Source organism: Aminobacter sp. P4_D5 (genome assembly GCF_056401815.1).
The window spans coordinates 20,214-39,284 of sequence record NZ_JBFUIP010000024.1; the positions used below are offsets into that span (position 1 = coordinate 20,214).

At 63.4% G+C, this 19,071-nt stretch carries 18 protein-coding genes; 13 read left to right on the forward strand and 5 right to left on the reverse strand.

What is annotated here, in order from left to right:
• The first annotated feature begins 107 nt into the window (after positions 1-107).
• A complete protein-coding gene (locus AC1DWF_RS08015) occupies positions 108-725 on the forward strand; it encodes a hypothetical protein (protein ID WP_476782972.1) in 618 nt (205 codons plus the stop codon).
• Positions 726-750: 25 nt separating this feature from the next.
• Here the strand turns inward: AC1DWF_RS08015 and AC1DWF_RS08020 are convergent, their stop codons facing one another.
• Positions 751-1,203, reverse strand: coding sequence for a nucleoside deaminase (locus tag AC1DWF_RS08020; protein WP_476782973.1), 453 nt, complete (start codon positions 1,201-1,203; stop codon positions 751-753).
• 76 nt (positions 1,204-1,279) lie between these two features.
• On the opposite strand from AC1DWF_RS08020, the gene AC1DWF_RS08025 reads away from it, so the two are divergent.
• The 5 genes from AC1DWF_RS08025 to AC1DWF_RS08045 all read left to right on the forward strand — a co-directional run bounded on the left by AC1DWF_RS08025 (position 1,280) and on the right by AC1DWF_RS08045 (position 7,685).
• A complete protein-coding gene (locus AC1DWF_RS08025) occupies positions 1,280-3,463 on the forward strand; it encodes a pseudouridine synthase (RefSeq protein WP_476782974.1) in 2,184 nt (727 codons plus the stop codon).
• Positions 3,463-4,017 (forward strand): 16S rRNA (guanine(966)-N(2))-methyltransferase RsmD, encoded by a 555-nt coding sequence (rsmD, locus tag AC1DWF_RS08030; RefSeq protein WP_476788999.1) that lies wholly within the window; start codon positions 3,463-3,465, stop codon positions 4,015-4,017. Before AC1DWF_RS08025 ends, rsmD begins: the two co-directional genes overlap by 1 nt.
• A gap of 113 nt (positions 4,018-4,130) precedes the next feature.
• Positions 4,131-5,504 carry a M16 family metallopeptidase gene (locus tag AC1DWF_RS08035; protein WP_476788998.1) on the forward strand — a complete coding sequence of 458 codons (1,374 nt, stop codon included), beginning with the start codon at positions 4,131-4,133 and terminating at the stop codon, positions 5,502-5,504.
• Between the two features lie 4 nt (positions 5,505-5,508).
• Positions 5,509-6,867: a M16 family metallopeptidase gene (locus AC1DWF_RS08040; RefSeq protein ID WP_476782687.1), complete on the forward strand. Its 1,359-nt coding sequence runs from the start codon at positions 5,509-5,511 to the stop codon at positions 6,865-6,867.
• Positions 6,864-7,685, forward strand: coding sequence for a patatin-like phospholipase family protein (locus tag AC1DWF_RS08045; RefSeq protein ID WP_476782688.1), 822 nt, complete (start codon positions 6,864-6,866; stop codon positions 7,683-7,685). Before AC1DWF_RS08040 ends, AC1DWF_RS08045 begins: the two co-directional genes overlap by 4 nt.
• Positions 7,686-7,705: 20 nt before the next feature.
• Here the strand turns inward: AC1DWF_RS08045 and AC1DWF_RS08050 are convergent, their stop codons facing one another.
• Positions 7,706-9,136, reverse strand: coding sequence for an MATE family efflux transporter (locus tag AC1DWF_RS08050; protein WP_476788997.1), 1,431 nt, complete (start codon positions 9,134-9,136; stop codon positions 7,706-7,708).
• Between the two features lie 142 nt (positions 9,137-9,278).
• Here AC1DWF_RS08050 and AC1DWF_RS08055 point away from each other — a divergent pair, with 142 nt between their 5' ends.
• The 6 genes from AC1DWF_RS08055 (at position 9,279) to lpxK (ending at position 14,879) form a co-directional block, all read left to right on the forward strand.
• A complete protein-coding gene (locus tag AC1DWF_RS08055; protein WP_476788996.1) occupies positions 9,279-10,622 on the forward strand; it encodes a TldD/PmbA family protein in 1,344 nt (447 codons plus the stop codon).
• The gene (locus tag AC1DWF_RS08060; RefSeq protein ID WP_476841580.1) at positions 10,609-11,415 is read left to right on the forward strand and encodes a 3'(2'),5'-bisphosphate nucleotidase CysQ; all 807 of its coding nucleotides are present in this window, start codon (positions 10,609-10,611) and stop codon (positions 11,413-11,415) included. The genes AC1DWF_RS08055 and AC1DWF_RS08060 overlap by 14 nt, the downstream gene beginning before the upstream one ends.
• 77 nt (positions 11,416-11,492) lie before the next feature.
• Positions 11,493-11,744 carry a DUF4170 domain-containing protein gene (locus AC1DWF_RS08065; protein ID WP_109574520.1) on the forward strand — a complete coding sequence of 84 codons (252 nt, stop codon included), beginning with the start codon at positions 11,493-11,495 and terminating at the stop codon, positions 11,742-11,744.
• Positions 11,744-12,538: a lysophospholipid acyltransferase family protein gene (locus AC1DWF_RS08070; RefSeq protein WP_476841581.1), complete on the forward strand. Its 795-nt coding sequence runs from the start codon at positions 11,744-11,746 to the stop codon at positions 12,536-12,538. Before AC1DWF_RS08065 ends, AC1DWF_RS08070 begins: the two co-directional genes overlap by 1 nt.
• A complete protein-coding gene (waaA, locus tag AC1DWF_RS08075; RefSeq protein ID WP_476788995.1) occupies positions 12,535-13,851 on the forward strand; it encodes a lipid IV(A) 3-deoxy-D-manno-octulosonic acid transferase in 1,317 nt (438 codons plus the stop codon). The genes AC1DWF_RS08070 and waaA overlap by 4 nt, the downstream gene beginning before the upstream one ends.
• A gap of 2 nt (positions 13,852-13,853) precedes the next feature.
• On the forward strand, positions 13,854-14,879 hold the full coding sequence (gene lpxK / locus AC1DWF_RS08080) for a tetraacyldisaccharide 4'-kinase (RefSeq protein WP_476782707.1): 1,026 nt from the start codon (positions 13,854-13,856) through the stop codon (positions 14,877-14,879).
• Positions 14,880-14,908: 29 nt separating this feature from the next.
• On the opposite strand, the gene AC1DWF_RS08085 is transcribed toward lpxK, so the two are convergent.
• Positions 14,909-15,142: a DUF2093 domain-containing protein gene (locus tag AC1DWF_RS08085; RefSeq protein WP_476782694.1), complete on the reverse strand. Its 234-nt coding sequence runs from the start codon at positions 15,140-15,142 to the stop codon at positions 14,909-14,911.
• A 149-nt stretch (positions 15,143-15,291) separates the two neighbouring features.
• Positions 15,292-16,218 carry a LysR family transcriptional regulator gene (locus AC1DWF_RS08090; RefSeq protein WP_476782695.1) on the reverse strand — a complete coding sequence of 309 codons (927 nt, stop codon included), beginning with the start codon at positions 16,216-16,218 and terminating at the stop codon, positions 15,292-15,294.
• A gap of 89 nt (positions 16,219-16,307) precedes the next feature.
• On the opposite strand from AC1DWF_RS08090, the gene AC1DWF_RS08095 reads away from it, so the two are divergent.
• The gene (locus AC1DWF_RS08095; protein WP_476841582.1) at positions 16,308-17,201 is read left to right on the forward strand and encodes a DMT family transporter; all 894 of its coding nucleotides are present in this window, start codon (positions 16,308-16,310) and stop codon (positions 17,199-17,201) included.
• Positions 17,202-17,219: 18 nt separating this feature from the next.
• Here the strand turns inward: AC1DWF_RS08095 and mutL are convergent, their stop codons facing one another.
• Positions 17,220-19,064, reverse strand: a complete 1,845-nt coding sequence (gene mutL / locus AC1DWF_RS08100) for a DNA mismatch repair endonuclease MutL (RefSeq protein ID WP_476841583.1) — start codon at positions 19,062-19,064, stop codon at positions 17,220-17,222.
• Positions 19,065-19,071: the final 7 nt, after the last annotated feature.

Consider the following 19,071-nt stretch of genomic DNA (forward strand, 5'->3'; position numbering starts at 1 on the left):
ACTTCGGCAGACATTTTGTCGCCGGATTTCCGTCGGATGAGCATACGGACCGGGACACGGCTCATAGCCGGCATCTAGCGAGAGGCGTTCGAGTGAAAATTACTGGCATGACGGACCGCATCAGCGCGCGCGGAGCTTTGCTTGCGTCGCTCGCCGTTTCCGGCCTGGCACTTACGGGCTGCATGAGCGCGCCTACCTATGGCACCGACAGGTCGGCGACCAATCAGCTTGCCAGCGACTTGACGAACATCGTGTCGTTAAAGCCGAAGACCAACAATATCGATTACAAGCCGCGCCCGGAATTGGTGAAGCCGAAGACCGGCGCGCAGGCAGCACTGCCGACGCCACAGGACAATATCGTTCAGACAGCAAGTGCCGACTGGCCCGAATCGCCCGAGGCGCGCCGCGCCCGGATTCGCGACGACGCGACCAAGAACCGCGACAACCCGAACTTCGAGCCTCAGGTCATCAACGACATGTCGGCGCTGAACGGCCCTGACATGAGCAAGTGGACGCCAGAGCAGCGCAAGCTCGAGATCGAGCGCCGCCTGCGTGAGAGCAAGCAGGGCAGCACCACGTCGCGCAAATATCTGAGCGAACCGCCGCTGGCCTATCGTCAGGCAGCCGGCACCGCCGCTCAAGACGAGCTCGGCGAGGACGAGGTCAAGAAGGAACGCCGCAAGAAGCAGCAGGCCAAGAAGAGCAGCAGCTGGTGGCCGTTCTGATCTGACGTTAGATACGCCGCGGCCCCTAGAGGTCGCGGCGGGCCTTGAAAAAGCCTTTGAGTATTTCGGCCGCGCGCGTTTCGCCTATCCCGGGATAGACATCGGGCGCGTGATGGCAGGTCGGCGAAGCGAAGAAGCGCACGCCGCTGACCACCGCACCGCCCTTGTCGTCGACAGCGCCGAAATAAAGCCGCCTCAGCCGTGCGAACGAAATAGCGGCAGCGCACATCGTGCAGGGTTCCAGCGTGACATAAAGATCGTGGCCGGTGAGCCGTTCGGAGGCGAATTTCTCCGATGCCTCGCGGATCGCCAGCACTTCGGCATGGGCTGTGACGTCATTGAGTTCGCGGGTGCGGTTGCCGGCGCGGCCGACGATTTCGTTGCCACGGACGATGACCGCGCCGATCGGCACTTCGCCGCGTTGGGCGGCAGCTTCGGCCTCCGCGAAGGCCAATGCCATGTAATCGGGCCGTTTCACGCCTCAACCATCCTGTTACCCCTCGCTAACCCCCGAGCTTCCTGTTATCTAGCCGCCGAAAAGGGCAAAGGCCACCATGGACGACGATCGAAAAAAATTCCCGCGCAAGGGCGGCTCCAAACCAGCTGGCGCAGGTGCCCGTGACGGCGCTCCGAAGAAATTCGGCAAGCCGCGCGCCGAGGGCGGCGCCAAGCCGTTTGCGAAGAAGCCGTACGCACCGCGTCCTGCTGGTGCAGGCGGTGGCGATCGTCCTGATCGTCCCAAGCGTGATTTCGGTCCGCGCGACGACGCCCGTCCGGCAAGTGGCGAGCGCCCGTTCCACAAGGGACCGCGTCCCGAGGGCAAGCCTTACGAGAAGCGCGAAAGCAAGCCGTTCGGCGACAAGCCTTATGCCAAGAAGCCATACGCCAAGCGTCCTGAAGGTGCCGAAGGCGTCGAGCGCCCCAAGCGCGATTTCGCTCCGCGCGATGGTGCTGCGCGTCCCGAACGCTCGGCGGCATCATTCCACAAGGGGCCGCGCCCCGAGGGCAAGCCTTACGAGAAGCGTGAAGGTGGCCGTTCCTTTGGCGACAAGCCATATCGTCCGCGTCCAGCCGAAGGTGCTGAACGCCCGCGCGGCGAATTCCGCAGCGACCGTCCGCGCGATGGTGAAGCTCGCTCCGAGCGCCCGTTCAACAAGGGTCCGCGCCCCGAGGGCAAGCCTTACGAAAAGCGCGAAGGCGGCCGCTCGTTTGGCGGCGACAAGCCATACCGTGCGCGCCCCGCCGAGGGTGGCGAACGTCCGCACCGCGAATTCCGCCCGCGTGACGGCGAGGCCCGGCCTGCAAGTGGCGATCGTCCGTTCCGTTCGGGGCCACGCCCTGAGGGCGGCAGGCCTTACGAGAAGCGCGGCGATGGCGAAGCGAGAGCGTTCCGGCCACGGCCCGATGGCGACCGTCGTCCGGTGACCGAGGGTTTCAAGCCGCGTTCGCGCGCTCCCGAGGATGCACCCGAGCCGGGCGAGCGTATCGCCAAGCGCCTGGCGCGTGCGGGCCTGGCTTCACGCCGCGATGCCGAGGAGCTGATTGCCGCTGGCCGCGTCAAGGTCAACAACAAGATACTGGCGTCGCCGGCGGTTAACGTCATGCCGGACGACATCATCCATCTCGACGGCATGGAAATTCCCCCCATCGAGCGCACCCGTCTGTTCCTGTTCCACAAGCCGGCTGGTGTCGTGACCACCAATCGCGACCCTGAGGGCCGCAAGACCGTCTTCGACGTGCTGCCGCAGGAACTGCCGCGCCTGATGACCATCGGCCGGCTCGACATCAACACCGAAGGCCTGCTGCTGCTTACCAATGATGGTGGGCTGTCGCGCGTGCTCGAGCTTCCGGCAACCGGCTGGCTGCGCCGCTACCGCGTCCGCGTTCACGGCAAGGTCGAGCAGAAGACCCTGGACGGGCTCAAGGACGGCATGGCTGTCGACGGCGTGTTTTATGGCTCGATCGAAGCGACGCTCGACCGTGAGCAGGGCAGCAATGCCTGGATCACCATTGGCCTGCGCGAAGGCAAGAACCGCGAGGTCAAGAACATCCTCGGCGCGCTCGGCCTCGAAGTGAACCGCCTGATCCGCATCTCCTACGGCCCGTTCCAGCTCGGCGAGCTGCCCGAGGGCCATGTTCAGGAGATCAAGGGCAAGATGCTGCGTGACCAGCTTGGTGAGCGGCTGATCGAGGAGTCGGGTGCCAATTTCGACGCCGACATCGTCAAGCCCTTCTCCAACAAGCCGACCTTCCGTAACGAGACGCCACGCGTTGAAGAACCGGAGCGTCCGAAGTTCCAGCGCGACGGCGAACGTGGCCGTATCGGCGAGGGTGGGCTGATCAAGAACCGCAAGCGTTCCAACGAGCGCCACCGCGAGGATATGCTCGGCCGTCTGTCGACCGAGCGCCCCAGCTTCGGCGACAGGCCCAAGTTCGGCGACAAGCCAAAGTTTGGTGACAAGCCCAAATTTGGCGACAAGCCAAAGTTCGGCGGCAAGAAGGGTGACGAACGCGAAAAGAAGCCGTTCGAAACCCCTGGTGCGCGCAAGGCCAATGTCTGGATGGCACCGGGTGCACGCCCGCAGAGCGAAAAGGCCAAGGCGGAAGCAGCGGCAAGGCCGCCGCGCGACAAGCCGCACTTTGACAAGCCTCGTTCTGACAAGCCGCGCTTTGACAAGCCCAAGGGCGATGGTCCGCGCGGTGGACGTCCGGGCGGCCCGCGCCGGGATCGCGGCTGATGCGGGTTGTTGGTGGCGAATTGCGCGGCCGGCCTTTGGCCACGCCGCGTGACAACGCCATCCGCCCCACCACCGATCGCACCCGCGAGGCGGTGTTCAACATGCTTGCCCATCGCTTCGGCGACAGGCTCGAAGGCGCGCGCGTGCTCGATCTTTTCGCGGGCACCGGCGCCCTCGGCATCGAGGCGCTGTCGCGCGGTGCGTCATATTGCGTGTTCATTGAGGAGTCCGCGGAAGGCCGCGGGCTCATCCGCACCAATGTCGAAAGCTTCGGCCTGACGGGCCGAACCAAGATCTTCCGCCGAGACGCAATCGGTCTTGGCGACGCCGGCACGCTTGGGCCTTTCGGCTTGGTTTTCGCCGATCCGCCCTATGGCAAGGGATTGGGCGAAAAGGCGTTGCGTTCGGCCCGCACTGGTGGCTGGCTCGCGCCTGGCGCACTGTGCGTCGTCGAGGAGGCCGCGACGGCTTCCTTCGAGCCTGGCCCCGGCTTTTCCATCGTCGACGAGCGCTCCTACGGCGAGACCGTGATCCGCTTCATCGTGGCCGAATAGCTGGCGGCGCCTGACTTCGGCCTCTTTCAGAGCCGAACATTACGAACAATTCACTTCCCGCCGCTTCATGCCGAAGCCTATAAGGCAGGCACGTCCACAATCAGAGGCAGTCGATGACATTGGGATTCTTGCGGGCTAAAGGTTCGCTGCCGACCGCACTTGCCTTGGGCCTGGCCTGGGCAGCGCCGGCTTTGGCCGAAGCACCGCGCAGTGACTGGACCGTCACCAGCTTCACGCTCGACAACGGCATGCAGGTCGTGGTCATCCCCGACCACCGCGCGCCGATCGTCACCCACATGGTCTGGTACAAGGTCGGCAGTGCCGACGAAGCGCCCGGCAAGTCGGGCATCGCGCATTTCTTCGAACACCTGATGTTCAAGGGCACATCTAACCACAAGGCCGGCGAGTTCGGGCAGAAGGTTGCCGAAATCGGCGGCAGCGAGAACGCCTTCACCACCTATGACTATACGGCCTACCACCAGACGGTCACGCCTGCGGCACTTGAAACGATGATGAGTTTCGAGGCCGACCGGATGCGCAACCTGGTGCTGACCGATGCGGTGATCGGGCCTGAACGCGACGTCATCCTCGAAGAGCGCCGCGCGCGCATCGAAAACAACCCCGGCGCGCTACTCAATGAAGAGGTCGATGCGACGCTGTTTCAGAATGAGCCTTACCGCATCCCGGTGATTGGCTGGATGCATGAGATCGAAAAGCTCAACCGGGTCGACGCGACTGCCTTCTACAACCAGTATTACGCGCCCAACAACGCGATCCTGATCGTTGCCGGCGATGTCGAGCCTGATACAGTCAAGGCGCTCGCCGAAAAGACCTATGGCAAGGTCGCGCGTGGGCCGGACCTTCCTCCACGCATCCGCCCGACGGAGCCGGAGCAGAACACCAAGCGCACTGTCGAGCTGACCGACGAGCGTGTCAGCATTCCCAGTTTCTCCAAGTCCTGGGTGGTGCCATCCTACCAGACGGCCAAAGCCGGGGAGGCAGAGGCGCTCGACCTGCTTTCGGAGATTCTTGGTGGCGGAAATCGTAGCCGGCTCTATCAGGGGCTGGTCGTCAAGGACGGGATCGCCTCGTCTGCTGGCGCAATGTTCGAAGGCACGATGGTCGATGACACCAGCTTCACCGTCTATGGCGCGCCGCGTGGCGAAGCCGGGCTGCAGCAGGTCGAAACGGCGGTCGATGTCGAAATCCGCCGCATCATCAAGGAAGGCGTGACTGCCGATGAGCTTGACAAGGCCAAGGACCGCTTCGTTCGCGCCATGATCTTTGCTCGTGACAATCAGGCGAGCATGGCCAACATCTATGGCAGCACGCTGGCCACCGGCGGAACCGTCGAAGATATCGAGAAGTGGCCAGACAGGATTCAGGCGGTGACCGCCGACCAGATCAAGGCGGTTGCCGCCAAGTACCTCAATCCCGACCATTCGGTTGCCGGTTATCTGTTGCCGGCGAAATCTGTCGAGAAATGATTTGATGACCACGCTCATGGCAATGCGTTTCAGGGTGTTTGCATCGGCAACGACGCTGGTGTTGGCGCTGATGTTTCTGGTGCTGCCGGCTGTCGTTGCCGCGCGCGCCGAGGTCCGGATCCAGGAGGTCAAGTCCGACAAGGGCATAACTGCGTGGCTGGTCGAGGACTATTCGGTGCCGATCATTGCGATCAAGTTCCGGTTCGATGGCGGCAGTACCCAGGACCCGGTCGGCAAGGAAGGGCTTGGCAATCTGATGACCGGGCTGTTCGACGAAGGTGCCGGCGACCTCGACAGTGACGCTTTCCAGACCAAGCTTGATGAAGCCGGCGCAGAGATGGGCTTCAGCGAAAGCAAGGATGCCGTCGGCGGCGGCATGCGCATGCTGGCCGACAGGCAGGACGAAGCATTCGAACTATTGGAGCTTGCGGTTGAAAAGCCGCGCTTCGACCAGGCGCCAATCGATCGCATACGCTCGCAGATTGTCTCCGGCATCGTCGCCACCGCGCGTGACCCCGAAACCCAGGCTTCGCGTAAATGGGCCGAGGCCATCTACAGCACGCATCCTTACGCGCGGCCGGATGCTGGTACGGAAGCATCGCTGAAGACGGTCACGGCGGATGATTTGCGCGCCTTCCACAAGGCCAATTTCACGCGTGAAAACCTCCATGTCGCGGTTGTCGGCGCGATCGACGCTGAAACACTGAAGAAGCGGTTGGATGAGGTCTTCGGCGAATTGCCGGAGAAAGCGGAACTGCTTCCAGTGGAGCGCGTTGAGCCGAAGCTCGGCCAGACACTGCATGTCGAGTACCCGCTGCCGCAGACCTCACTGCAACTGGTCTATCCCGGTGTGCAGCGCAAGGCGCCCGATTTCCTCGCCGCTGCCCTCTTGGATCACATCCTTGGTGGTGGCACCTTCTCCTCGCGCCTGTTCGACGAAGTGCGCGAAAAGCGCGGCTTGGCCTATAACGTCAGTTCCGCACTCATCGACCAGGACCATTCGTCGTCGTTGGTTATCGGCACTGCGACCCGTTCGGACAGGGCCGCTGAAACGCTTGGCGTCATCCGCGATGTGGTGCGCAAGATGGTGGAAGAAGGCCCAACCGAAGCCGAACTCGAGGCTGCCAAGAAGTACATGCTCGGCGCTTATGCCATCAACAACCTGGATTCTTCGAGCGCGATTGCCACCACGCTGGTCGATCTTCAGACCGACAAGCTCGGCATCGATTACATGCAGAGGCGCGTCGATCTCATCAATGCGGTCAAGCTCGATGATGTGAAGGCGGCAGCGCGCAAGCTGTTGTCGGTCGAACCCGCGGTCATGATCCTCGGCCCGAAATTGGCCGAGGCGAAAAAGGGATGAGCGCGACCTTCGCACTCGCGCTTGGCGGCGGCGGCGCGCGCGGTCTCGCACATATCCATGTCATCGAAGCCCTGGACGAACTTGGCATCAAGCCGGTGGCTATCGCCGGTTCATCGATCGGCGCGGTCATGGGCGCTGGCATGGCTGCCGGCCTCACAGGTCGTGAAATCCACGAGCACTCGCGTGCGGTGCTTGGCCGGCCCACTGAAGTCGCCAGCCGCATGTGGCGGGCGCGGCCGGGTACGCTTTCTGAGATGGTCGAAAGCGGCATCAGGGTCACTCAGTTCAATGTCGAGCGGATCCTCAAGGCCTTCCTGCCTGAAGGCGTGCCGGCGACATTCGAGGAACTCAAGCTGCCGCTGAAGGTGACGGCGACCGACTACTACGGCCATTGCATGTCGGTGTTTGAAGACGGTGAACTGTTTTCGGCGCTCGCGGCGTCGGCGGCCATCCCTGCGGTGTTCAGGCCGGTGACGCGAGGCAATACGCTCTACATCGACGGCGGCATCTACAATCCCGTGCCGTTCGACCTGCTTGAGGGCCTTGCCGATTTCACCATCGCCATTGATGTCGTTGGTGCACCGTTCGAAAACGGGCGCAAGCAGCCGAATTCCATCGACCTGATGTTCGGCGCCAGCCAGTTGATGATGCAGTCGATAATCGCCAACAAGCTCGGCCAGAACCCGCCCGACATCTTCCTCAGGCCGCCGGTGTCGCGCTTCAGGGCGCTCGATTTCCTCAAGATCGACCAGGTGATGGCCGAAACGGCGGCGATCAAGGACGAGCTCAAGCGCGCGGTGGACGAAATCCTTCAGTAAGTTCGCTCTGGTCGCAGACCTTACTGCAGCGTCGATGCCTTGCCGGTGGAGAAGGGCGACTGTGCAGCTGGCGGCGGTGTCGGCACTGGTTCGTCCTGATGCTGAGGTTCGCTAGCTATGGCGTTGACGACACGGAAGCAAACCAGCATCGACACCACGCCGAACACAACCGCGCCCAGGCCCCATCCGGCGATGACGCCGATGGCACCCCAGTAATGCGCGCCGACCCAGACAAAGGGGATGACGCCGAGCGTCGAGCGGCCCCAGTTGAACACCGTCGAATAGGTCGGGTAGCCGAGATTGTTGAAGGCGGCACTCGATACGAAGATCGCGCCGTTGAACAGGAAGCTGCCAGCGGCGAAGTGGCAGAAGAACACGATGAGTTCTCGCGCCACGCCTTCGGCGCCGAAAGCACTGGCGATCGGATTGGCGAAGATTGCCAACAGCGCCCAGACCGCGAGTACATAGGCGATCGTGAACAACAGGCTGTCGCGCATGGTGGTGGTCAGGCGGTCGAATTTGTGGGCGCCGTAATTCTGGCCGAGGATCGGCCCGACCGCGCCTGACAGCGCGAAGATGACGCCGAAAGCGACTGGCACCAGGCGGCCAATGATCGCCCAGCCGGCTACTGCCTGATCACCGAAAGAGGCCATCTCTATCGTGACATAGGCGTTGCCGACAGGGGTAGCGACCTGCGTCAGCATGGCCGGAACGCCGATGGCGAAGAACGGCCGGGCGGCATCACGCAAGCCGCTCAGATCGGGAAGTTTGATCAGCCTGTGCACGACATGGGCGCCGTGCAGGCCGATGGCCAGCATGACGAAACGCGTCAGCACGGTCGAGATGGCAGCGCCGTCGAGACCGAGATGGAAGCCGAAGATCAGGATAGGATCGAGAATCGCAGCGGCGATGCCACTGCCCAACGTCACATACATCGCCCGTCGGGCGTCGCCGACCCCGCGCAGGATGCCGGTGGTGCACATGCCAAGCGCCATGATCGGGAACGATGGCAGGACGATCTGCAGGAACCGTGTCGACAGGTCGAGCGTGGCACCGGTCGCGCCGAGCATCGACAGCATGGGACGCAGGAATGGCATCGCAGCGATGGTCATCAGCAAGGTCGCCAGGCCCATGAAGACCATCGATGCGCCACCCATGCGAGCGGCTTCCTCGCGCTGGCCACGGCCGAGGCAGCGTGCGACGAGTGCGCCGCAAGCGATGGTGAAGCCGATTGAGATCGAAAGGGTGAAGAACAAAAGCGTGGAGGCAAAGCCGATCGCTGCTGCCAACTCTTCGACGCCGAGCCGTGAAATGTAGAAAAGATTGAGCGCATCGACGATGAAAATGGAAATCAGGCCGATCGAGCCAGTGCCCGTCATGACCACGACATGGCGCATGGTCGAACCGGTGGTGAACTTTGCCGGAACTGCCGCCGGGGCCTGTTTGGACATGCGATTTCCCAAGGATTTCGGCACCGAAGCGCCGCAGTCTGGTCGTTTGACCATGCACCCGCCCATTGCACAAGCGGGTTCGGGACAATAGATGGGTGGTACGGGCCGCGACCAATGGGCGGCGAGCAATCGGAACACGCCAATGAACGATACCAACGACGCCGCGAAACTGGCCGACCGGGTGGCGAGCCTCGTCGAGGCGGCAAAAAGGGCCGGCGCCGATGCCGCTGACGCGGTTGCCGTGCGTGGCCGCTCGACGAGCGTTTCCGTGCGTCTGGGCAAGGTCGAGGGCACCGAGGCCTCGGAGAGCGAGGATATGTCGCTCAGGGTATTCGTTGGCCGGCGTGTGGCCAGTGTTTCGGCGACCGCCGCGTCCGATCCCAGGACCCTTGCGGAACGTGCCGTAGCCATGGCGAAGGTCTCGCCTGAAGATCCCTACCAGGGGCTTGCCGACGCAGCACTGCTCACCCATGCGCCGCGCGATCTCGACCTGTTCGATAACACTGTGGTTTCGGCCGAGCGCCTGAAGGAAGACGCGCTTGCCGCTGAAGAGGCAGCACTTGCCGTCAAGGGCGTCACCAATTCAGCCGGCGCGGGTGCCGCCGCTGGTCTGGGGGGCCTGGTGCTTGCGACCTCTCACGGTTTCGTCGGCCACTATGTCGGCTCACGCTTCTCGCGTTCCGCCAGCGTCATTGCCGGCGAGGGCACCTCGATGGAGCGTGATTACGAATACTCCTCGCGCCTGCATTTCGCCGATCTGGATGCCGCCGGCGAGATCGGCCGCAAGGCTGGTGAACGCGCGGTCAAGCGGCTCAATGCGCGCAAGGCAGCCACCGGTCCGGTCGATGTCGTCTTCGATCCGCGCGTCGCGCGCGGCATTGCCGGCCATCTGGCAGGCGCCATCAATGGTGCTTCGGTCGCCCGCAAGACAAGTTTCCTGCGCGACATGATGGGCAAGCAGGTTGCATCAGCCGCCATCACTGCCATCGACGAGCCATTGAAGCGGCGCGGCCAGGCGTCGCGGCCCTTCGACGGCGAAGGCATCGAGGGCGCCACCCTCAAGATGGTCGACAAGGGCGTCCTCAACCATTGGTTCCTGTCAACCTCGGCTGCGCGCGAACTCGGTCTTGTGACCAACGGGCGCGGCGCGCGTGGCGGCTCGTCAGTGTCGCCGTCCTCGACCAATTTTGCCATTGAGCCGGGAGAGAAGTCGCCCGAAGACATCATCCGTTCGTTGAAGCGCGGCTTCTACGTCACCGAGGTGTTCGGCCAGGGCGTGGACATGGTGACGGGCGAATACAGCCGCGGCGCATCGGGCTTCTGGATCGAAAACGGCGAGCTTGCCTGGGCCGTGTCGGAGGTGACGATCGCTTCCAACCTCAAGGACATGTTCCTGCGCATGGTGCCGGCAAGCGATCTCGACCGCAATTTCGGTACCGCCGCACCTACGCTTTTGATCGAAGGCATGACCCTTGCCGGAGACTGAGACTGTCGACAAATCAGAGCTTCAGGCCGAACTCGAACTGCTGCGTGCGGCAGCTGCCGAGGCCGGGCGTATAGCCATGGGCTATTTTCGACAGAGCCCAGAAGTCTGGTTCAAGGGCGGCAACTCGCCGGTCAGCGAAGCCGACTACGCCGCCGATCACTATCTGCGCGAAACGCTGACGGCAGCGCGGCCCGACTATGGCTGGCTGTCGGAGGAGACCGCTGACAATCTCGACCGGCTCGCCGCGCGCCGCACCTTCGTCGTCGATCCGATCGACGGCACGCGTGGTTTCGTCGAGGGCCGGACGGCCTGGTGCGTGAGTGTTGCCGTCGTCGAGAACGGCMGTTCGCTGGCCGGCGTGCTCGAATGCCCCGCACGCAACGAGACTTACTGGGCGGTTGCCGGCGGCGGTGCTTTCCTCAATGGAGCCCCGCTCAAGGTGAATGAGGCGGGCGAGCGCGTACGTATCGCCGGTCCCAAGCCGATGATCGACAAGATGCCGGAAGAATGGCAAGAGCGGCTCGATCGCGAAGCCTACATACCTTCGCTTGCCTATCGCGTGGCGATGATCGCGAGCGGTGCTCTCGATGCAACCTTCGTCAAGCCAAACGCGCATGACTGGGATATTGCCGCTGCCGAGCTTRTATTGACCGAGGCAGGCGGAAAGCTGCTCGACAAAGAGGGCCGCCAGCCGGCCTTTGCCGGCCGCGACATCGTTCACGGCGCATTGATGGCGGGCAGCGGGACACTGCTCGACGTCATGGCTAGAGTGATGGCGAGCCACGACGGCTAAGAATTCGCGAAGTGTTTCAAAATGGCCCGCTTTGGTCTAGATCAGGCGGCCCCTGAGATAATGAATCAAGGAAGCAGATGTCCGAAGAAGACGGAAAAAAGCAGCTGTTGCATCTGGTGTTCGGCGGCGAGCTGACGAAGTTGGGTGGAACCGAGTTCCGCGATCTCGATGCGCTCGATATCGTTGGCATCTACCCCGACTACAAGTCGGCTGAGCTGGCCTGGAAGGCGAAGGCACAAGCGAGCGTGGACAACGCCCACATGCGCTACTTCGTGGTCCACCTGCATCGGTTGCTTGAGCCGGACGCAAAGGTCGCCGGTCAGAACTGATGGAGCAACCCCGCATGGCRTCGCCGGCCGTGAGGTCAGCGGCGAAGAAGAAGCGTGTCAAGCAGCCGGCGTCGAAGACGTTCTGGCGCCGCATTCGCGAGCCGCTCGCCAAGTMGCGCTTCGCCAAGGGCGCGATAGCGAGCCTGTTCGCCGGCGCGATGCGCTTCGTCAAGCTGACCAACCCGATGACGAAAGGCTCCTTCAAGCTTGCAGGTGGCAGTTACGCCGACAGCGAACCGCTAATCATTGGCCTCTGGCACGGCCAGCACCTGCTTGCGCCAGCGCTTTATCCGAGCGAGCGCCGCCTGGTGGCAATGGTGTCGCGCAGTGCCGACGCCGAGCTCAACGCGCTGGTCGTCAACAAGTTTGGCATCGAGGCGGTACGCGGGTCGGGTGGCCGCGAAACCAAAAGCAGGCTCRATAAGGGCGGGGCGACCGCGCTCATTGCCCTGAAAAAGGCACTCGATGCGGGCAAGAATGTCTGCATGATTGCCGACATTCCGCATGGCACGCCCCGCGACGCCGGCATGGGCATTATTCTTCTCGCGCGCATTTCGGGCAGGCCGATAGCCCCCACAGCCATCGCCACGAGCCGCCGCAAGGTGTTGGAAGGCACTTGGGACAAGACCACGATCAATCTTCCTTTCGGCCGCTGCGCGCTCTTTGTCGCGCCTCCGATCGAGGTTGCTGCGGATGCCGATGACGCCGAGATGGAGCGCAAGCGCCAGGAGCTGACCGCTGCCATCGATCACGCCACAGTGCAGGCTTACCGCCTGGTGGATGGCATCCAATGAGCGAACGCTGGGCTCGTGCTTTCCTGAAAGCTTATCGTTATGCCGGAGCCGCGGCCTATCCGATGGTTGGTGGCTATGTCGCTTGGCGCGCGTCCAAGGGCAAGGAAGACCACAATCGCCGCCGTGAGCGCTATGGCGTGCCGAGCCGCGAACGGCCTGACGGACCGCTGATTTGGTTCCATGCTGCAAGCGTCGGCGAAACGATTGCCGTGGTGCCGTTGATCGAGGCTATCCTTGGCTACGGCATCAACGTCGTGCTGACGACGGGCACCGTCACCTCCGCCCAGGTTGCCGAAGAGCGGCTGGGCAACCGCATCATCCATCAATATGTGCCGCTCGACCTCAAGCCTGCGGTCAGCCGTTTCCTCGATCATTGGCATCCGGATCTCGCCATCATCGCCGAATCGGAAATCTGGCCGATGACCATCCTTGAACTCGGCGCACGGCGCGTACCGCAAATCCTGGTCAATGGGCGGCTTTCGGACCGGTCGTTCAAGTCGTGGAAGAAGCGCAACTATATCGCCGAGGCGCTGTTTGAGAACATGGCGCATGTCGTGGCGCAGTCGGAGGTCGACGGCGAGCGTTTCCGCGCGCTCGGTGCACGTCCGGTCACCGTCTCGGGCAATCTCAAGGTCGATACCTCGCCGCCACCCGTCGACGAACGCGCGCTGTACATGGTTCAGCGCCAGATCGGCCGACGCCCGACCTGGGCTGCCGTCTCGACCCATGACGGCGAAGAAGTCATGGCGGCGGAAGTGCATACCATGCTCCGCAATCGTCATCGGGGTCTATTGACCATCATCGTGCCGCGCCATCCCGATCGTGCCACAGCGCTGATGACTGAGCTGACGGCGATGGGGCTGAGTGTTGCGCGTCGCAGCACAGGCGATCCGATCACGCCTGATACCGATATCCTGCTCGGCGACACGATAGGCGAGATGGGGCTTTACCTGCGTCTCACCGAGATTGCCTTCGTTGGGCGCTCGATGACTGCACAGGGCGGCCAGAACCCGCTCGAGCCGGCAATGCTCGACACCGCAGTTCTGGCGGGGCGAAACGTCCAGAACTTCCGCGACACCTATCAGCGGCTGATCGATCGCGGTGGCGCCAAGATTGTCCGCGACCGCGACATGCTGGCCGGTGCTGTCAACTTCCTGCTCGGCAACGAGATCGCCCGCCATGACATGATGGCAGCTGGTGCCTCGACCGTCGAGGAAATGCGCGGCGCGCTGGCACGGACACTGAAGGCGCTCGAACCTTATATTCATCCACTGATCGTTCAGTCGCGCCTCAAAGGCGCGGGGGGGAGGTAGAGCTGGCAAGCGAAGCGCCTCCTTTCTGGTGGGAAAAGCCGGACTGGCGCGCATACGCGCTCTACCCGGTCTCGTGGCTTTACGCCTTGGTCGCTGGCCGGCGCATGAAAACCGCCCGGCGCGAGAAGATGGATGCGCCGGTGCTTTGCGTCGGCAATTTCACCGTCGGCGGCACCGGCAAGACCCCGATCGCAATCGCGCTCGCCAAGCAGGCCAGGCGCATGCAGCTCGTACCTGGCATCCTGTCGCGCGGCCATGGCGGCAGCTTCGCTGAACCCCATGTCGTCGACACGCACCATGACAGCGCCAAGCATGTCGGCGACGAGCCGCTGCTGCTGGCCGAACACGCGCTGGTCGCTGTCTCCGCCAACCGGGCAGCGGGCGCGCGCCTGCTGATCGAGCGCGGCTGCAATTTCCTCATCATGGACGACGGTTTCCAGAGCGCGCGCATCCATATCGACTACGCGCTGGTGGTCGTCGATGCGCGCTACGGCCTAGGCAATGGCCATGTCATCCCCGGCGGGCCGATGCGCGCGCGGCTGATCGACCAACTTCGGTTTGCCGATGCCATCCTCAAGATGGGCGAGGGCGAGAAGGCCGATGCGGTGGTGCGTCAGGCGGCGCGCGCCGGCAAGCCTATCTTTGCTGCGACCGCGCGGCCCCGCAACAAGAAGGCATTCGTGGGGCGACGTTTCCTCGCATTTGCCGGCATCGGTCATCCCGAAAAGTTCTTTGCCACGCTGAAGAAAGCCGGAGGGACGGTGGTGCTGGAGCGGGCTTTTGCCGACCATCACTTCTATCTGCCCGAAGATCTGGACGATCTGGTTGCCGCAGCTCAGGCTGGCGAACTGGAACTTGTCACGACATCGAAGGATGCCGCACGGCTGCGTCACGGTGCAGCTTCGCCGGAATTCCTGGAGCGGCTGAACGTGATGGAGATTGATGCGGTGTTCGACATCGAACACACGGCCGAGCGTGTCGTAGGCGAGACGCTCGAAGCCTGGCGGCGGCGGAAGATATCGGGCTGATCAGGGCATGATCTTGCGAAGCGACGGCTTTAGCCGCGCTTGCGCAGATCCGGGTTCATTTCGATTTCGCGCGCCAGCGAAATCGCTGCGTCGCGATAAGGCTCCTGGCGGGCGACGCTCCAGTATTTGAGTTCGTCGAGGGGGATCGACTCCGCCGTCACCGCGCAACGCACGAAGGAGCCGGGGCTCGTTACCTGGAAATCGCCGTCGAGGTAGCGAATGCGAGCTTCGCGTGCGCCGGGGCCTTCGAAACGGTTCATCATCGCTTTGTGCTCAACATCCTGGTGCATGGTCTCGAAAATCGGGATCGATCAATTGCACAGGTTCAAATCTCACCGCGCCCGCGCGTCCCCAGTAGGGAGTGGCTGCGCTGCATATTGGCTTTTATGGCCACAAAACGCCTGAGGTCAAGTTACCTGTCTTCTGCCAGGAACCGCTCGATCCGTTCGGGCGCAAGACCTGCCTGGGCACCGATGCGGCGCGCCAGCTCCGCCGCAGCAGGCCGAGGTCGTCCAACCGGCCGGTCGAGCCAATAAGATACCGGGTTCAGCGCGCTCCGTTCGTCGACAACGGCGATGCGGCCRGATTTGAGGTGGGATTCGGTCAGTGGTGGACGTGCCAAGGCTATGCCTAGGCCATGAGCGGCGGCGTCGAGCACCAGATTATAGTCCTCGAAACGACGATCCTGCGGTCGGGGACGATAGTCGAGGCCATGGGCGCTGAACCATGAGCGCCAGCTGGAAGCATCCGAATCGTGGATGAGCGGGTAGTTCAGCAGTCGTTCGGCCTTGCCGGCCCCGATCTGGGCGGCGAGTGCCGGCGAGGCGATCGGGAAGCAGTACTCTTCGAAAAGCTGTGCCGACACGCGGCCGGGGATCTTGCCGCGGCCGCAGCGGACCGAAAGGTCGATGCCTTCGTCGGCGAGGTCGGCCTGGCGAATGTCGATGTCGAGCACGATCCGCAATGGGGTCGCGCCGGCTTCGAGCGCCGAGAGGCGCGGCATCAGCCACAGCCCCGCAACCGAGGGGATAGAAGTCAGCCGCACCACGGCGGCACCACGTGGCTCGACCCAGCGGTCGGTGGTGTTGGCGATCAGCGAAAATGCTTCGCTGGTCCTGAGGTGCAGGCGCTGGCCTTCGAGCGTCAGCGAAACGCCGCGCGCCTTGCGCTCGAACAGTTTCAGGCCAAGCCAGCTCTCCAGCTTGGCAACCTGACGGCTGACGGCGCCATGTGTCATGTTGAGCTTTTCGGCGGCTGCTGAAAAGCTGCCGGAGCGCGCCGCCGCCTGGAAGGCGCGCAGGGTTTCAAGCGGCAGCATCGGTTCCAAGCTGTGATCCATGCTCACAGCTGATCCTTGAATTGATCGTTTGTCAATCAGCTCGAAATGACGTCACCTATGGCCCTCAGCCAATTTTCGAGATCAATGCCATGGCCATCCAGACAAGTACGTTGAATTCCACACCGACGGCGTCCGCTGTGACCATCCTTGCCGTGGTCGTTACCATCGTCGGCTGGGCTTCGGCATTCCCGGCCATCCGCGCCGGACTGACAGCGATCGGTCCCATCGAGCTTGGTGCCTTGCGCTTCGCCATAGCGGCAGTGCCGTCGGCCATCTACCTGCTGATACGCCGGCCCGCCTTGCCGGCATTCAACGAACTCTGGCGCTTCGCGTTTGGCGGCGTCTTCTTCGTCGCGCTCTACACCATCCTGCTCAACTTTGGCGAGCTGACCATTTCGGYCGGTGCCGCAAGCTTCATCATCAACGTCAACCCGATCATCACAGCGGTGCTGGCGATGGTGTTGCTGGGCGAGCGTTTTCCTGTATTGGCCTGGGCGGGCACCTTCTTGTCCTTTGCCGGCATCGGTATCATCGCGCTTGGCGAAGGGCAGGGACTTACCTTCAATACCGGCGCTCTGCTGATCCTGGGCTCGGCACTTTGCACCTCGATCAACAGCATCGTGCAGAAGCGGCTCTTCAGCCGTCACCACCCGCTGACCGTCTCGGCCTGGAACATGATCCTCGGCGCATTATGCTTGGCGCCGGCACTGCCCAGCGGTTTCGCGCAGATGGCGGTCGCCGACAGCGAGCCATTCTGGTCGGTCATCTTTCTCGGCATCGTGCCGAGCCTGATCGCCTATGCCAGCTGGTCGGTGGTGCTTTCCCGCCTGCCAGCCTCGCGCGCCGCTAATTTCATGTACTGCGTGCCGCCGGTGGCCGTGCTGATCGGCTTCGTATGGCTCGGCGAGACGCCCGGCCTGTTCGGCATATTGGGCGGCGTACTGGCGCTGGCGGGTGTGGTCCTGGTCAATCTCAAGCGGTGATGGCCGATTTGGCCGGCTCTAGCGCCGGCCGAACAGCTTTTCGATATCGGCGAGCTTGAGTTCGATATAGGTCGGGCGGCCGTGGTTGCAGGTGCCTGAACCGGGTGTCGCCTCCATCTGGCGCAGCAACGCGTTCATCTCTTCGGGTCTCAGACGGCGGCCCGACCGCACCGAGCCATGGCAGGCCATGGTCGCGGCAATCGCATCCAGCCGCTCCTTCAGCGTATCGGAGGTGTCGCTGTCGGCGATCTCGTCGGCGAGGTCGCGCACCAGCTGGGTGACATCGGTCTCGCCAAGCATGGCAGGCGTTTCGCGCACCGCAACTGCGCCCGGGCCGAAGCGCTCGATGCCGAGACCGAAGCGGGCAAGGGTCTCTGAATGCAGCGCCAGCCGCTCGGCGTCTTCTTCCGGCAGGTCGACTATTTCCGGCATCAACAGCATTTGCGCTGGCACAGGCCGCGAATGCAGCGCGTTCTTGAGCGCTTCATAGACCAGCCGTTCATGGGCAGCGTGCTGGTCGACAATGATAAGCGAATCCGTGGTCTGGGCGACGATGTAGTTTTCGTGCACCTGCGCGCGCGCCGCACCCAGTTCGGTTTGCAGCACGGCTTCGGCAACCTCGCTCAACCCGGCGCGTGCGTCGGCGCTGTGCAGAGGGCCGGTATCGAAACTTGCCTGCCGCTGCTCCGAGAAACCGTTATCGAGTGGCCGGTGCGGTGAACGCAGCGGGTCGAATCCCCCAAAGGTCGCGGCGCGAAAATCCGGATTGTAGGCGCGATGGCCACTGGCCGGTCCGGGATGGCCATAGGCGGTCGCACCGGGGCGGAACGCCCCCATCATCGCTTGCGTGCCCGTGGTGGCCGGGCGGATGCCCGCACCAGCCAGCGCCTGGCGCACCGCGCCGACGATCAGCCCACGCACCAGCCCAGGGTCACGGAAACGCACGTCCGCCTTGGCAGGATGCACGTTGACGTCGACATAGGCCGGGTCGAGGGTCAGGAAGAGCACCGTCACCGCATGACGGTCACGCGGCAGCACGTCGGCATAAGCGCCGCGTATAGCCGAGGCGATCAGCTTGTCACGTACCGGCCGGCCATTGACATAGGCATATTGCTGCAGCGCATTGCCCCTGGTGTAGGACGGGATCGAGACATGGCCATCGAGGCGCACGCTTTCGCGGGCGGCTTCGATCACGATCGAATTGTCGGGGAAATCCTTGCCCATCACCTGGGCGATGCGGGTCAACCTGCCTTGAACATCGTCTGATGCGGCGGAGAGTTCCAGTGTCGAGCGGTCGGTGCCCGAGAGCGTGAAGCGCACGGCTGGGAAGGCAATCGCGATCCGCTTGATCACGTCGGCGATGGCGGTCGCCTCGGCGCGCTCGGTCTTCATGAATTTGAGCCGGGCAGGGGTGGCGTAAAATAGGTCGCGCACTTCGACAGAGGTGCCGCGATTGGTCGCTGCCGGACGCACCGCCGAGACGCGGCCGCCTTCGACGGTGATTTCAGCCCCGCTGTCGGCAGCCTTGGTTCGCGAGCGGATGGCGAGCTTCGACACCGAGCCGATGGACGGCAACGCCTCGCCACGGAAGCCGAGCGAGCGGATGTCGAGGATATCTTCGCCGAGCTTGGAGGTGCAGTGGCGCGAGATCGCCAGCGAGAGTTCTTGTTCGGGCATGCCCGACCCGTCGTCGACGACGCGTATCAGGTTGAGCCCGCCGCCCGCGGTGGCCACCTCGATGCGGGAGGCTCCGGCGTCGAGTGYGTTTTCGACCAGTTCCTTGACCACGCTGGCAGGTCGTTCGACGACCTCGCCGGCTGCGATCTGGTTGATCATCGTTTCGGAAAGCTGGCGAATGGACATCGGGGCA